Origin of the sequence: Streptomyces gelaticus, assembly GCF_014649535.1 — a bacterium.
GTDB classification, from domain to species: Bacteria; Actinomycetota; Actinomycetes; order Streptomycetales; family Streptomycetaceae; genus Streptomyces; species Streptomyces gelaticus.
Genome location: NZ_BMTF01000026.1, coordinates 18,249 through 31,543 on the forward strand (window position 1 = coordinate 18,249; position 13,295 = coordinate 31,543).

General features: G+C 71.5%; 13 protein-coding genes. 5 read left to right on the top strand and 8 right to left on the bottom strand.

The window, feature by feature from the left end; translation table 11 throughout:
• The first annotated feature begins 68 nt into the window (after positions 1-68).
• Positions 69-995, top strand: a complete 927-nt coding sequence (locus IE107_RS28525) for a cyclase family protein (RefSeq protein WP_189547227.1) — start codon at positions 69-71, stop codon at positions 993-995.
• A 26-nt stretch (positions 996-1,021) separates the two neighbouring features.
• Here the strand turns inward: IE107_RS28525 and IE107_RS28530 are convergent, their stop codons facing one another.
• From IE107_RS28530 to IE107_RS28545, 4 genes are all read right to left on the bottom strand, one after another.
• The gene (locus IE107_RS28530; protein WP_189547228.1) at positions 1,022-1,519 is read right to left on the bottom strand and encodes an ATP-binding protein; all 498 of its coding nucleotides are present in this window, start codon (positions 1,517-1,519) and stop codon (positions 1,022-1,024) included.
• A gap of 517 nt (positions 1,520-2,036) precedes the next feature.
• Positions 2,037-2,990: an acyl-CoA dehydrogenase family protein gene (locus IE107_RS28535; RefSeq protein ID WP_189547229.1), complete on the bottom strand. Its 954-nt coding sequence runs from the start codon at positions 2,988-2,990 to the stop codon at positions 2,037-2,039.
• 7 nt (positions 2,991-2,997) lie between these two features.
• A complete protein-coding gene (locus IE107_RS28540; protein WP_189547230.1) occupies positions 2,998-4,158 on the bottom strand; it encodes an acyl-CoA dehydrogenase family protein in 1,161 nt (386 codons plus the stop codon).
• Positions 4,159-4,165: 7 nt separating this feature from the next.
• Positions 4,166-5,371 carry an amidohydrolase family protein gene (locus tag IE107_RS28545; protein WP_189547231.1) on the bottom strand — a complete coding sequence of 402 codons (1,206 nt, stop codon included), beginning with the start codon at positions 5,369-5,371 and terminating at the stop codon, positions 4,166-4,168.
• Positions 5,372-5,520: 149 nt separating this feature from the next.
• On the opposite strand from IE107_RS28545, the gene IE107_RS28550 reads away from it, so the two are divergent.
• Positions 5,521-7,059 carry a class I adenylate-forming enzyme family protein gene (locus tag IE107_RS28550; RefSeq protein WP_189547232.1) on the top strand — a complete coding sequence of 513 codons (1,539 nt, stop codon included), beginning with the start codon at positions 5,521-5,523 and terminating at the stop codon, positions 7,057-7,059.
• Positions 7,060-7,097: 38 nt separating this feature from the next.
• Here the strand turns inward: IE107_RS28550 and IE107_RS28555 are convergent, their stop codons facing one another.
• Together IE107_RS28555 and IE107_RS28560 are read right to left on the bottom strand one after the other, a co-directional pair.
• Positions 7,098-7,619, bottom strand: coding sequence for an EF-hand domain-containing protein (locus IE107_RS28555; protein WP_189547233.1), 522 nt, complete (start codon positions 7,617-7,619; stop codon positions 7,098-7,100).
• Between the two features lie 97 nt (positions 7,620-7,716).
• Positions 7,717-8,085 (bottom strand): STAS domain-containing protein, encoded by a 369-nt coding sequence (locus tag IE107_RS28560; RefSeq protein ID WP_189547295.1) that lies wholly within the window; start codon positions 8,083-8,085, stop codon positions 7,717-7,719.
• A gap of 366 nt (positions 8,086-8,451) precedes the next feature.
• Between IE107_RS28560 and IE107_RS28565 the strand changes: the two genes are divergently transcribed.
• A complete protein-coding gene (locus tag IE107_RS28565) occupies positions 8,452-9,027 on the top strand; it encodes an RNA polymerase sigma factor (protein ID WP_189547234.1) in 576 nt (191 codons plus the stop codon).
• Positions 9,024-10,421, top strand: a complete 1,398-nt coding sequence (locus tag IE107_RS28570) for a zf-HC2 domain-containing protein (RefSeq protein WP_189547235.1) — start codon at positions 9,024-9,026, stop codon at positions 10,419-10,421. The genes IE107_RS28565 and IE107_RS28570 overlap by 4 nt, the downstream gene beginning before the upstream one ends.
• A gap of 43 nt (positions 10,422-10,464) precedes the next feature.
• On the opposite strand, the gene purU is transcribed toward IE107_RS28570, so the two are convergent.
• Positions 10,465-11,343 (bottom strand): formyltetrahydrofolate deformylase, encoded by an 879-nt coding sequence (gene purU / locus IE107_RS28575; protein ID WP_189547236.1) that lies wholly within the window; start codon positions 11,341-11,343, stop codon positions 10,465-10,467.
• 28 nt (positions 11,344-11,371) lie between these two features.
• Complete coding sequence (locus tag IE107_RS28580; RefSeq protein ID WP_189547296.1) at positions 11,372-11,818, bottom strand: SCO4402 family protein; 447 nt, start codon at positions 11,816-11,818, stop codon at positions 11,372-11,374.
• 174 nt (positions 11,819-11,992) lie between these two features.
• Here IE107_RS28580 and IE107_RS28585 point away from each other — a divergent pair, with 174 nt between their 5' ends.
• Positions 11,993-13,279, top strand: coding sequence for an ABC transporter substrate-binding protein (locus IE107_RS28585; protein WP_189547237.1), 1,287 nt, complete (start codon positions 11,993-11,995; stop codon positions 13,277-13,279).
• Positions 13,280-13,295: the final 16 nt, after the last annotated feature.

The following is a 13,295-nucleotide window of genomic DNA, read 5'->3' on the forward strand; positions in this document are numbered from 1 at the left end:
GCGGTTTCTGACGGACCGTTAGATTTTATGGGCCATCAGGTCCACGAGCACAAGCCCCAGGAGGCGCCATGTCACTGCCGGCCGAGTTCCACGACATCGCGAAGCGGGTCAGCAACTGGGGCCGCTGGGGCGCCGACGACGAGATCGGGACGCTCAACCTGATCACCGACACCGTGGTGCGCGAAGCCGCCGCGACCGTCCGGAGCGGTCTGCGGATTCCGCTCGCACTCCCCCTCCAGCAGGACGGCGTACAGAGCGGGCTGATCCCCGGGCGGATCAATCCGCTGCACACCATGGTCCAGATCAACCAGGAGCTCTTCGGCCCCGGCACCGTCGCCACCAGCGACGACACCGCGGTCCTGAGCCTGCAGACGGCCACCCACTGGGACGCCCTCACCCATGCCTCGCACTCCGGGAAGATCTACAACGGCCGTCCGGCCGCAACGATCACCGCACACGGCGGCGCGGAGTTCAGCGGGATCGACAAGGCACCGCACATCGTCTCGCGCGGGGTGCTGCTCGATGTGGCGCGCGCCCTGGGCACGGACCGGCTGCCCGGCGACCACGCCGTCACCCCCGAGGACCTGGAGGCGGCCGAGGAGCTGGCGGGGGTGCGCGTCCGGTCCGGCGACATCGTGCTCGTACGGACCGGGCAGGTGCAGGTCCTCCTGGCGGGCGACCGGAACGCGTACGGCTACCCCTCGCCCGGCCTGTCGATCCGGACGCCCGAATGGTTCCGCGCCCGCGATGCGGCGGCGGTCGCCAACGACACCCTGACCTTCGAGATCTTCCCGCCGGAGATCGACGACCTGTGGCTGGGGGTGCACGCCCTGGACCTGGTCGAGATGGGCATGCTCCAGGGCCAGAACTGGAACCTGGAGGCGCTGTCCACAGCCTGTGCACAGGAGCGGCGGTACGCCTTCCTGCTCTCCGCGATGCCGGAACCGTTCGTCGGGGCGACGGGCACCCCGGTCGCACCGGTCGCGATCCTCTGATCCGCCCGGAGCAACTGCTTTAACCTTTATGCAAGATGCGTCACGGCGCGCGAAACCTTGCGCGCGTCGCACTCCGGGTCGCCCGCGCCCTGCGCGCCGGGGTGCAACGGCAGCTGGATCAGCGGCGCGCCCCGGTCGACCTCGCACCAGATGTGCTTGCCCGCGCCCTCCGGCTGCCAGCCCCAGCGGTCGGCAAGGCCGTCGACCAGCTCCAGGCCCCGGCCGTTGGTGTCCTCGCCCGCCGCGTGGCGCTGCTGCGGCGGGCGACAGCTGGTGTCGGCCACCTCGACCCGGACGGTCCCGGCCGTGCCCGTCAGGCCGAACAGCATGCGCAGCACGGCCGGGCACCCGGTGTGCACCACCGCGTTGGTGACCAGCTCCGAGATCAGCAGGATGAGCGTCTCGGCCAGCGGCTCGTCGTCCCTTATCCCGGACCCGGCCAGTCTCGACCGGGCCCATCTACGGGCCCGCCCGACCTCCGCGGGATCCGGCCCGACCTCCAGCTGAACCTGAAGCACCTGCACCGCTCACACCATCCGAACCGGCGGACACATCGCCTCGCGCCTCCTCGGGGTCACGGAACGTGATTCCCCTACGAGACAGCATGGTTGACGTACAGTCACCGCAACAAGCGCTTCGGGCATATTCCAGCGCGAAGGAGTACGCGTGGTGCATACTGTGCGACGCACATTGCGGGGAGTCGAACAGAGGCGCGTCGGGGCCGCGGGAGCTGTCTCCCGGGCACGTCCGGCGCTTCTGCCTGGAAAGCGAGCAGAGCACCGCTTCCGGACCGGAGTCGCCGCACGGGCAAGACCCGGATGACCCGGTTCCAGTTCCTGTCGCATCCCACGGAGCGTACCCGAGCCCGGCACCGACTCCGCCCCGTGACGGAGTACGTGAAGGACACGGGCCGACGTCCGCGCCCACCGACTCCACTGCGTAACTCCGCAGCGTGAGGCTCATACCGCTGCCTGTCACGGGCCTGCGTCGGTCATCGGCCCGGTTCCGGCCGCCCGAAGCCTGCACGGAACCTGTCCGGCTTCAGCACAGGTCCCCCGCAAGCATCTCCTCGGCCGCCGCCGCCGTCAGCCACTGCCCGGACCGCAGCCAGGCCCGCTTGAGGTGCAGATGGACGTCCGACTCCCAGGTGAAGCCCATGCCGCCGTGCACCTGGAGGCAGTCCCGCGCGTTGCGGACCGCCGCGTCGTCGGCGAGCAGTTTGGCGCCCGCGATCTCGACCGGGTCCGCGGTCACGGCCGCCGCGTACACGGCACTGCGGGCCAGTTCGGCGCGGACCAGCATTCCGGCGCACAGGTGTTTGACCGCCTGGAAGGAGCCGATGGGCGCGCCGAACTGTTCGCGCGCACCGGCGTGTTGCACGGCCATCTCGGTCGTGCGGGCGGCGCTGCCGAGCTGTTCGGCGGCGGCGAGCAGGGCGCCCTCCTCGCGCAGCCGCCCGGCCCCGGGCAGCGGCTCGCCCGCCTCCACCGGGTCCGTGACCCGCCACAGGGGCGTGAACGGGTCGGCCGACCGTACGGGGCCGGCCGCGTCCCGTACCGGTGCGGCGTCCCGCAGCGTGCCGCCCGGTGCCCGCGGCGCGTTCGCGGGGGCGAGGACGAGCAGCGCGTCCGCCTCTCCCAGGTGCGCCACCGGCTGCCCCGCGTCGAGCACGGCGACCACCGCCTCGCCCCGCGCCGCACCCTTCACCGAACCGGCGACGAGATGGGTGGCGATCAGCGGCCCCGGCAGCAGCGAGCGGCCCGCCTCCTCGAAGAGCAGGGCGGCTTCGGGCAGCCCGAGGCCGACGCCGCCCTCCGCCTCCGGCAGCCGCAGCGCGAAGAACCCGGCTTCGCCGAGCTCCCGCCACAGCGCCCGGTCGACACCGGTGGCGGCGTCGAGCGCGGCCCGCATCCGGTCCCTGCCGAAGCGCCCGGCGAGGAGTTCCCGCACCCCCGCCCGCAGGGCCCGCTGGTCGTCCGACAGCTGGAAGTCCATGAGTGCGTCAGCGCCCCTTCGGCAGGCCGAGTATGCGTTCGGCGACGATGTTCCGCTGGATCTGCGAGGTGCCCGCGGCGATGGTGTACGAGAGCGAGGAGAGCCGGTCCAGGACCCACTCCCGGTCCAGATCCGCGCTGTCCGCGCCGAGCACCTCGGCGGCCGCCTCGTACAGCTCCTGGCGGGCGTGCGAGTAGCGCAGCTTGAAGACCGAGCCGCCGGTCCCGGGCACGCCGCCGCTCCCGGCCCGCTGCGCCTCGCTGACGTTCCACTGGGTGAGCCGCCACAGCGCCCGGAATTCGGCGTTCAGCCGGCCCAGCCTGCGGCGCAGCACCGGATCGTCCCAGCGTCCGTTGCGCCGGGCGTCGGCCGCCAGTGCCGCCAGGGTGCGGCGGCAGGCGACGACCTCGCCGACGAAGGCCGTGCCGCGCTCGAAGGAGAGGGTGACCATGGTGACCCGCCAGCCGTCGTTCTCCGCGCCGACGCGGTGGGAGACCGGCACCCGCACCTCGTCGAGGAACATCTCGGCGAACTCGGTGGACCCGGCGAGGGTGCGCAGCGGGCGGACGGTGACGCCGGGGGCGTCCATCTCCATCGCGAGCCAGCTGATGCCTCGGTGCCTGGGCGCCGCCGGGTCCGTACGCACCAGCAGCTCGCACCAGTCGGCGACCTCGGCGTGCGAGGTCCAGATCTTGCTGCCGCTCACCACGTAGTGGTCGCCGTCGCGCACCGCCCTGGTCCGCAGCGCGGCGAGGTCCGAGCCCGCCTCCGGCTCGCTGAACCCCTGGCACCAGATCTCGTCGCCGCGCAGCACCGGCGGCAGCCAGCGGGCCCGCTGCTCCGCGGTGCCCTCGGCGGCGATCGTCGGGCCGGCGTGCAGCAGCCCGACGAAGTTCGCGCCGACGTAGGGGGCTCCGGCCCGCTCCGTCTCCTCCAGGAAGATCAGGTGCTGGGTCGGGGTCGCGCCCCGGCCGCCCGCGTCGACGGGCCAGTGCAGACCCGCGTAGCCCGCGTCGTACAGCATCCGCTGCCAGGCCGTGTCGTACGCCCGGCGCCCCGGCCAGTCGTCGGGGCGGGGCTTCGCGGGGAGCCCGGGGAGCACGGCGGCCAGCCACGCGCGCAGCCGCGCCCGGAACTCCTGTTCCTCCTCCGTGTACGCGAGGTCCATCGCGGGCCTACTTCTCCCGGTCCCGGTCCAGGTCCAGACCGAGCATCCGGATCGCGTTCCCGCGCATCAGTTTGTAGACGGTCTCGTCGTCCAGTCCCTTGACGTGGTCGAGGGCGACCTCCTTGGTGTGCGGGAAGGTCGAGTCGACGTGCGGGTAGTCGGTCTCGAAGGTGGCGTTGTCCCGTCCGACGACGTCGAGCGAGGCGACACCGTGCTTGTCGCGGAAGAAGCAGCAGAAGATCTGCCGGTAGTAGTACGTGGACGGCGGCTCGGGGATCAGACCGCGCACCCCGCCCCAGGCCCGGTGTTCCTCCCAGACGTCGTCGGCGCGCTCCAGGGCGTACGGGATCCAGCCCATCTGGCCCTCGCTGTAGGCGAGTTTCAGCCGGGGGAACTTCACCAGGACCCCGCTGAACAGGAAGTCCATCATCGAGGCCATGGCGTTGTTGAAGGAGAGACTGGCCTGTACGGCGGGCGGGGCGTCCGGCGAGGCGGCGGGCATCTGGGAACTGGACCCGATGTGCATGTTGACGACCGTGCCGGTCTCCTGGCAGACGGCGAAGAACGGGTCCCAGTAGCCGGTGTGGATCGACGGCAGCCCGAGATGGGTGGGGATCTCCGAGAAGGTCACCGCCCGCACCCCGCGTGCCGCGTTCCGCCTGATCTCGGCGACGGCCAGGTCGATGTCCCAGAGCGGGATGATGCAGAGCGGGACGAGCCGGCCGCCGCTGTCGCCGCACCACTCCTCCACCATCCAGTCGTTGTAGGCGCGGACACACGCGAGCGCCACCTCTTTGTCCTGGGCCTCGGCGAAGGTCTGGCCGCAGAAGCGCGGGAAGGTGGGGAAGCAGAGGCTCGCCTCGACGTGGTTGAGGTCCATGTCCTTGAGCCGCTCGGCCGGGTCCCAGCAGCCGGGCCGCATCTCCGCCCGGGTGATCCCCTCCAGCGTCATGTCGTCGCGGTCGAAGCCGACGGCGGCGATGTTGCGCTTGTACGGAAACTTCAGGTCCTCGTAGATCCACCAGTCGGTGGGCGGGCCGTCCGGGTCCATCGTGATGACGTACTTGCCGCCCGTGTACGCCAGCTCGCCGATGCCCGCGGTGAGCGGCTGCGGGCCGCGCTCGCGGTACTTGGCGGGCAGCCAGGTCGAGAAGAGGTGCGGCGGCTCGATCACATGGTCGTCGACGCTGACGATCCGAGGCAGTTCCGTCATGGTGTCCCTTTCGGTGCACACTTTTCTGATGACCCGTCAGATTGACGTCGCCCTCAGGCTAGCCCCGCACCCCTGGACCGACAAGGCGCAGCGCTCTACGCTCTCCGCACTATCTGACTGTCCGTCAGCTGTGAGGGGTGGGGTTCGTCGTGACCGAGACCGCGCACGCCCTGGGTGCATCGGGCACCTTCTGGGAACTCGTCGAACGCCGGGCCGGCCTGACTCCGGACCGCCCGTTCCTGATCCAGGACGACCGCACCCTGACCTTCGGCGAGCTGCGCAGCCGCGGCGAGCGGGTCGCGGCCGGACTGTGGGAGATGGGTGTGCGCCCCGGCGGCGTCGTCGCCTGGCAGCTGCCGACCCGGATCGAAACGGTGCTGCTGTCGTTCGCGCTGACCCGGATCGGGGCGGTGCAGTCGCCGGTCATCCCGTTCTACCGGGACCGCGAGGTGGGGTTCGCGCTGCGCGAGTCGAAGGCGGAGTTCTTCGCCGTACCGGGCACCTGGCGCGGCTTCGACCACACGGCGATGGCCGGCCGGCTGGCGGCAGAACAGCCACCGGTGGTGTTCGAGGCGTACGCCTCGCTGCCGGACGGCGATCCGTCGGTGCTCCCGCCGCCGCCCGCCGATGGTACGGCGGTGCGCTGGATCTACTGGACCTCGGGCACCACCTCCGACCCGAAGGGGGTGCTGCACACCGACCGCAGCCTGATCGCGGGCGGGTCCTGCCTGGCCCACGCGCTGCGTCTCACAGCGGACGACACCGGCTCGGTGGCCTTCCCGTTCGCCCATGTCGGCGGGCCGGACTACGCGGTGATGCTGCTGCTGTACGGGTTCCCCGCGGTGCTGTTCGAGCACTTCGCCATGGCTCACGCGCTGGCGGAGTACCGGCGTCACGGGGTGACGGTCGCGGGCGGGTCCACGGCGTTCTACTCGATGTTCCTGACCGAGCAGCGCAAGGCGCCGGGCCGGAAGGTGGTCCCCACGCTGCGGCTGCTGGCGGGCGGCGGGGCGCCGAAGCCACCGGAGATCTACCACGCGGTGGTACGGGAGATGGGCGTCCAGCTCACCCACGGGTACGGCATGACCGAAGTCCCCATGATCACGATGGGCACCCCCGACGACACGGTGGAACACCTCGCCCAGACGGAGGGGCGGCCGCCCGCGGGCATGGAGATCCGGATCACCGACGGGGAGGGCAAGCCGCTGCCGCACGGCACGGACGGCGAGGTGCGGCTGCGCGGGGAGGCCGTCTGCGCGGGCTATCTGGACCCGGCGGCGACCGCGGCGGCGTTCGACGCGGAGGGCTTCCTGATCACCGGCGACATCGGCCATGTCAGGGAGAGCGGGCATCTGGTGCTCACCGGGCGGCTGAAGGACATCATCATCCGCAAGGGCGAGAACATCTCCGCCAAGGAGATAGAGGACCTGCTGCACCGTCACCCGGACGTCGGGGACGCGGCGGTGATCGGGCTCCCGGACCCGGAGCGGGGCGAGCTGGTCTGCGCGGTCGTGGAACAGCCGACGGGCGCCGCACCGCTGACGCTGGCGCAGGTCACGGGGTATCTGCGGGCCGAGGGACTCTCCGTGCACAAGCTGCCGGAGCGGCTGGAGGTGGTGGCGGCGCTGCCGCGCAACGAGGCCCTGCGCAAGGTGCTCAAGTACCGGCTGCGGGAGCAGTTCGCCTGACGGGAGGGGAGGGGCGGCGCCCCCGCCCCTCCCGTCTCCTACGCGTCCGGGGCGAAGACCGTGAAGTAGTCGGCGAATGCCGACACCGCCTGGTCCTCCGTCACCTTGCCGTCCCGGTCCGCGTCCAGGCTCCGCGCCGCGAGCTCCGCCGTCGGGGCGTCGGCACCCAGCACCCGCAGCGCCCGCTCCAGGGCGGGCACGGACGCGGCACCCTGGTTGTCCCCGTCCGTCACGGCGATCGCCGCGCGCAGGAACGGGCGGGCGATCTCCGCGAAGCGCTCCGGGTTGTCGCGCAGCCGTTTCACGGCCCCGCCCACGAACTCCTCACGGGTGACGCGCTGGTCCCCGTCGACATCGGCGATGCCCGCCATGCCCTGCCAGAACGCCTCGGCCCCGGTGTAGAGCGCCTGGCCCTTGTCGCAGCGCGCCGTCGTACCGAATTCGGCGAGCAGACGGGCGGCGGCGGCGTTGAAGTCCGCGCGATCGATGTATCCGTTGCCGTCCTGGTCGAAGGCGGCGAAGCGGAAGGCGATCTTGCGCTCATATTCTGCGCTGTCCATGCGGGGAGCGTACGACGCCGGAAGGCGTCACGTGTCCCTTACGCGCTCCACCGGTGCCATGGGCCGGCCTTCGCGCCCGTTCCGGGGCACCGCGGTCTCACGCGGAGAGCGGCCGGGACCGCTCGTCGACGGCCGCGTACCGGTCGGGGTAGACCTCGAAGAGACGGCGTACGCCGAGGGTGGCGAGCACCCGGTTGACGTGGGAGCCCTCCTCCGCGCCCCGGGCCGGGAGGATCAGCCGCAGCCGGCCCCCGCAGGAGCGCATCAGCCGGCGGGCGGCGATCAGCACGCCGACTCCGCTGGAATCGCAGAACAGGACCTCGGAGAGGTCGAGCACCACGTCGTGGCGGCCGTCGGCCACCGCGTCGTGGACGGACTGGCGCACGGCGGGCGACGTCATCAGATCCAGTTCGCCGCGTATGTGCAGTACGGTCCATTCACCCTGCACGCACTCGGCCACCGTCAGTGTGTTCCGGGAATGTTCCTGGGCGGGCCAGGGGGCGTGGGTGGTTGCGGCCCGGGGGTGGTTTCCGGGAGGACAAGGTTTCCTCACGCGACTGGCCCTCTCGCTCCGGGGATTCCGACGATCCGGAAGTTTCCGTTCCTTCTCGCGGCTGCCCCGGCCGCACCCCTGTGAAACACCGAGCGACCTGTCAGGACAGAGCAGGATTCCGGAAGAAATGATCACTTCGCCCCGGATTCCACCAACGCTCCAGGACGCACTCCTTACCATCCCGGGCCGCTTCGCGGGCGTACTTGCCACAAAGAGGCGTGCATCTCCGGCGCCGCCGACTACATTCGGTGTGACGAGGGGAACAGGGCTGGGGGTCGCATGGCTGGAAACGCACCACCCCGCTGGGACCGCAGGATGCAGCAGCGGCTGGCGCGTGGTGAGGCGGCTGCTCTCGGCGAGCTCTACGACCGGTTCGCCTCGCTCGTGCACAGCCAGGCCCACCGGATGCTCGACGACGAGACCGCCGCCGACCTGGTGACCCGCGAGGTCTTCGGCTACGTGTGGGAGAACCCCGGCGCCTACGACCCCCAGCAGGGCTCGATGCGTTCCTGGGTGGCCCGGCTCACGCACCGCCAGTCCGTGCGGCGGCTGCGCGAGGAGGAAGACCGGCGCGACGAGGCGGACGAGGACGGCATCGGGCTGGAGGAGCGGGTGCACCGGGCCACCGCCGCGGCGCGGGCGGACTACATCGTCGCGTCCATGCCCGCCCCGCTGCGGGCCGCGCTGGAACTCGCGTACATCCAGCGCCGGGACTACCGGCAGACCGCGGCCGACCTCGGGGTCACCGAGGACGAGGCCCGCCGCCGGCTCCGGCTCGGGCTGCAACTGCTCTCCACCGCGCACACCCGCCCGCTCGAAGGGATGTCGCCGCCCGGATACGGACGGCCCCTGTGACCGGCGACACGAACGGAAGCGAGGACGGCGGGCGCGAGGACGAGGTGCGGGGCGCACCGCGCATACCGGGGCCACGGTCCGCCGCGGACGACCTCGACCTCTCCGCCGTACCGCTGCCGCCGCCTGTCCCCGCGACCCCGCCCGAGGAGCCGCGGCCGGGCCCGCAGCGGGCTGCGGAACCGGCCCCGCAGCCGACAACACCGGAACCGGAAACCGACGTGGCACCACGGCACCCATCGGACGCAACGGATGCAACGGACCCGCCCGGCCCGCCGGTGCTGGCGCACGGCGTCCTCAAGGCGCTCCTCGGCGCGTGGGCCCTGGCGGCCTGCTCGGCGGAGGAGACCGAGGCCGTCGAGGCGCATCTGACCGAGTGCGCCGCCTGTGCGGACGAAGCACTGCGGCTGCGCGACGCGGTCGGGCTGCTGCACACCGACCGCAGTCTCGACCTCGATCCGACGCTGCGCACCCGGGTGATCGACGCCTGTCTGAGCCGCCGCCCGGCCGACATCCCGGTGCCGGACTGGGCCTCGCCGTACGACGCGGAGACCGCGCGGCTCGACGCGCTGCTCCGTGACATCGGCGACTCGGAGTGGCACGCCCCGGTCCGGCTGAAGTGGTTCGAGAGCGAGCAGGAGACCACCCGCAAGACCACGGTCGCGGGCGTCATCGGCCATCTCATGGCCGTCGACGGACTGGTCGGCACGGCCCTCGGCCTCGACGTGCCGCTCGGCGACGGCACCCGCGGTCCGGGCGCCGACTGGCCGCTCTCACCCACCGCGCGTACCGAGAGATACTGGTCGGCCGGCCGGCGCCCGCCCACCGGGCGGATCCACGAGCCGTGGCGCGAGCAGAGCCACACCCTCATCCGCACGGTGTCCTTCGCCGGCCGCAGGGTCTGCGAGCTCTCCGTCTCGTACGGAGACTTCGCCCTGCCGATGCACGACGCCCTGCTGGACCGGGCCTTCGAATGCTGGGTGCACGGCGGCGACATCGCGGACGCGGTGGACTATCCGTACGAGGCACCCTCCGCCGCCCACCTCAACCGGATGATCGGCCTGGTAACCCGGCTGCTGCCCGCCGCACTCGCCGAGCGCCGAAGAACGGGGCTGGCCGGGCCCGCCCGCCATCTGGTGACGGCCGGTTCACCGGGCCGTTCGCTCCATCTGGAGATCGAGGGCTCGGGCGGCGGCGACTGGTACATCCCGCTGGACTCCCCGGCCGCGCTCGGCTCCCCCGCCCACGCGGTGGCGCAGGTCGCGCTCGACGGCGTGGAGTTCTGCCAGCTGGTGGCCGGGCACGTGCCACCGGTGGAGGCGGCGGCCGGTCAGGAGGGCGACCGCGAGGCGATCCGCGACGTACTCTTCGCGGCGGCCTCGCTGAGCCGCCTGTAGCGCCTTCGGCCGCGGGCTCCCACGGGACGGCCTTTAAGCGCCCTTAAGCGAAGACCACCGTGCGGCGGCCGTTGAGCAGGATGCGGCGCTCGGCGTGCCACTTCACGGCCCGCGCCAGCGCCTGGCACTCCACATCGCGCCCGATGGCGACCAGTTGGTCCGGCGTGACGCCGTGGCCCACCCGCTCGACCTCCTGCTCGATGATCGGCCCCTCGTCCAGGTCCGCGGTCACATAGTGCGCCGTCGCCCCGATCAGCTTCACACCACGGGCGTGCGCCTGGTGGTACGGCTTCGCGCCCTTGAAGCTCGGCAGGAAGGAGTGGTGGATGTTGATGATCCGGCCGCTCAGCTGCTTGCAGAGGTCGTCCGAGAGGACCTGCATGTAGCGGGCGAGGACGACCAGCTCGACGTTCTCCTGGCGGACCAGCTCCAGCAGCTGCGCCTCCGCGGCGGCCTTGGTCTCCTTGGTCACCGGGATGTGCCGGAAGGGAACGTTGTACGAGGCGACGAGCTCGGCGAAGTCCGTGTGGTTGGAGACGACGGCGGCGATCTCGATCGGCAGCGCCCCGATCCGGGAGCGGAACAGCAGGTCGTTGAGGCAGTGTCCGAACTTGCTGACCATCAGCACGACCCGCATCCGGTCCGAGGAGCGGTGGATCTGCCAGTTCATCCGGAAGGAGTCGCCGACCGCGGCGAAACTGGCCCGCAGCTTCTCCACCGTCACCGGGGCGTCCGCCGAGAAGTGCACCCGCATGAAGAACAGACCCGTGTCGTGGTCGCCGAACTGCTGGCTGTCCTCGATATTGCAGCCGGTCATGAAGAGGTAGCTCGACACGGCGTGCACGATGCCCTGTTTGTCGGGGCAGGAAAGAGTGAGGACGTACTGCTCGGGAGTGGTCTCAGCAGGCTGCGGCGCGGTCATCCCCGTAGCGTGCCACACCGGACCGCCCTCAGGCCGAGCTGGTCAGAATGCGGAGCACGTCGAGGGAGCGCGGCGGCGTGTCGGGGTCCTCGCCGTCGTTGCCGGCAAGCAGCACATGGGCCTCGCGGGCGGCCCGTACGGCCTCCTGCCAGCCGTGGTGCTCCAGGTACGCCGAGACGGGGGCGTCCGCACCGACCTGGTGCATGATGCGCAGCACCCGCAGCACCGCGACGTCCACGAGGGCGGCCTCGCCGGCGTCGCGGAAGATCGTGCCTATGTATTTCTCGGCGGACCAGTTGTCCAGCCAGGTGTCCTCGACCAGGCGGTACACGGCGTCGGTGACGTCTCCGTACCCCTCCCGGCCGGCCAGCCAGCACTCGTGGTGGAAGACGGGGTCGGAGAGCATGTGCAGCGCCGAGCGCACGTTGCTGCGCCAGCGCCACCAAGGCATGTCATTCAGCGGCATGCCGCCCATGGTGGAGGAGCGACGGCCGCGACGGGAAGAGTTCTCCGAACCTTGCTGCACGGTCATCGATCGTACGTTCCCTTTCCGGCCTTCCACACCGGCCCCCGCAATTCACCCGGATGTCACCGAGCGTTGAGCGGGGCACACTGCGGCGTTACCCCACGGCCGGAAATGTTCAGACCCATGACCGAACGGCGACGCCCCACCTCCCTGCGCCCCTACAAGTTCCTCACAAGTACGGCGGCGGCCGGGGCGTTGCTGATCACCGGTTGCGGCGCACTCCCTGGGGCAACGGGGGGCTCCAGGGAGCCTGTCACCGTGGTCACATGGGCCCCCAGCGGGGCCGCGGGACCGGACACGGTGAACATGGCGGGCATGACCGCCATGGCGCGCACCTATGCCCGCTGGGCCAACGAGAACGGCGGGCTGGACGGCCACAGACTGCGCGTCGTCACCTGCGACGAGCAGGACACCTCGATCGGCGCGGCGAACTGCGCCCGGCGGGCCGTCAAGGAGAAGGCGGTCGCGGTCGTCGGCTCGTACAGCCGGCACGGCTCGGCGTTCATGCCGCCGCTGGAGGCCGCCGGAATCCCCTACATCGGCGGATACGGCGCTTCCGACGAGGAGTTCAGCAGCTACGACTCCTATCCGGTCAACGGCGGTCAGCCGGCCCTGCTCGCCGGCAACGCCGGGCAGTTGGCCCGCGACTGCGAGCGGGTGTCCGTGGTCCGGCCCGACACCCTGGGCGGCGACGGCCAGGCCTGGCTCCTCAAGACCGGACTCACCGAGGCCGGCCGGCCCGCGCCCGCCGACATCCGGGCGTCGGAGACGGCCACTTCGTACGACGCGGCCGCCGGGTCGGCGCTCCAGGCGGCGGGGGCGGCCGACGGCTGCGTGACGGCCGTGCTCGGCAAGCGCACGGAGACCTTCTTCGACTCCTTCCGGCGCCTGGAACCGTCGTACGGGAGCGGCAGCGTACGGATCTCCTCCGTGCTCGGCAGCGTCGACCAGCCGCTGATCGACAGCACCGGCGGCCGGAGCAGCCCGTTCGAGGGGGCCTATATCACCGGCTGGTACCCGGACGCGGGCGACGCCCGCTGGGACGGGATGCGGAACGTGATCCGCGAGCACGCCTTCGGCGACAACCGGATCGACCCGGACGACACGGGCGTGCAGACCACCTGGATCGCGTTCACCGTGCTCAAGGAGATCGTGGAGGCGGTCGACTCCCCGCAGATCAACGCCTGGAAGCTGACCTCCGCCCTCAACGGGGGCACCCCGGCCGACACCGGCGGCCTCACGCCGGTGCTGCGCTGGAGCTTCGAGGACGTGCTGGGCTCGTCCACGTATCCGCGGATCGTCAACACCAGGGTGACGTTCCAGGTGGTGCGCGACGGGCGGCTCGTCGCGGACCGGAAGGGCTTCGTGGACGTCGCGAAGACCTTGTCGGAGGCCGGCGCGAAGAGCTGACCTCCGCGTCCCCGCG

Excerpts from the sequence above, each read along its gene's own strand:
- IE107_RS28545 (WP_189547231.1), bottom strand. The coding sequence starts at position 5,371 with ATGACGGAACTGCCTCGGATCGTCAGCGTCGACGACCATGTGATCGAG.
- IE107_RS28585 (WP_189547237.1), top strand. The coding sequence starts at position 11,993 with ATGACCGAACGGCGACGCCCCACCTCCCTGCGCCCCTACAAGTTCCTC.
- IE107_RS28540 (WP_189547230.1), bottom strand. The coding sequence starts at position 4,158 with ATGGACCTCGCGTACACGGAGGAGGAACAGGAGTTCCGGGCGCGGCTG.
- IE107_RS28535 (WP_189547229.1), bottom strand. The coding sequence starts at position 2,990 with ATGGACTTCCAGCTGTCGGACGACCAGCGGGCCCTGCGGGCGGGGGTG.
- IE107_RS28580 (WP_189547296.1), bottom strand. The coding sequence starts at position 11,818 with ATGGGCGGCATGCCGCTGAATGACATGCCTTGGTGGCGCTGGCGCAGC.
- IE107_RS28555 (WP_189547233.1), bottom strand. The coding sequence starts at position 7,619 with ATGGACAGCGCAGAATATGAGCGCAAGATCGCCTTCCGCTTCGCCGCC.
- IE107_RS28565 (WP_189547234.1), top strand. The coding sequence starts at position 8,452 with ATGGCTGGAAACGCACCACCCCGCTGGGACCGCAGGATGCAGCAGCGG.
- IE107_RS28525 (WP_189547227.1), top strand. The coding sequence starts at position 69 with ATGTCACTGCCGGCCGAGTTCCACGACATCGCGAAGCGGGTCAGCAAC.
- purU (WP_189547236.1), bottom strand. The coding sequence starts at position 11,343 with ATGACCGCGCCGCAGCCTGCTGAGACCACTCCCGAGCAGTACGTCCTC.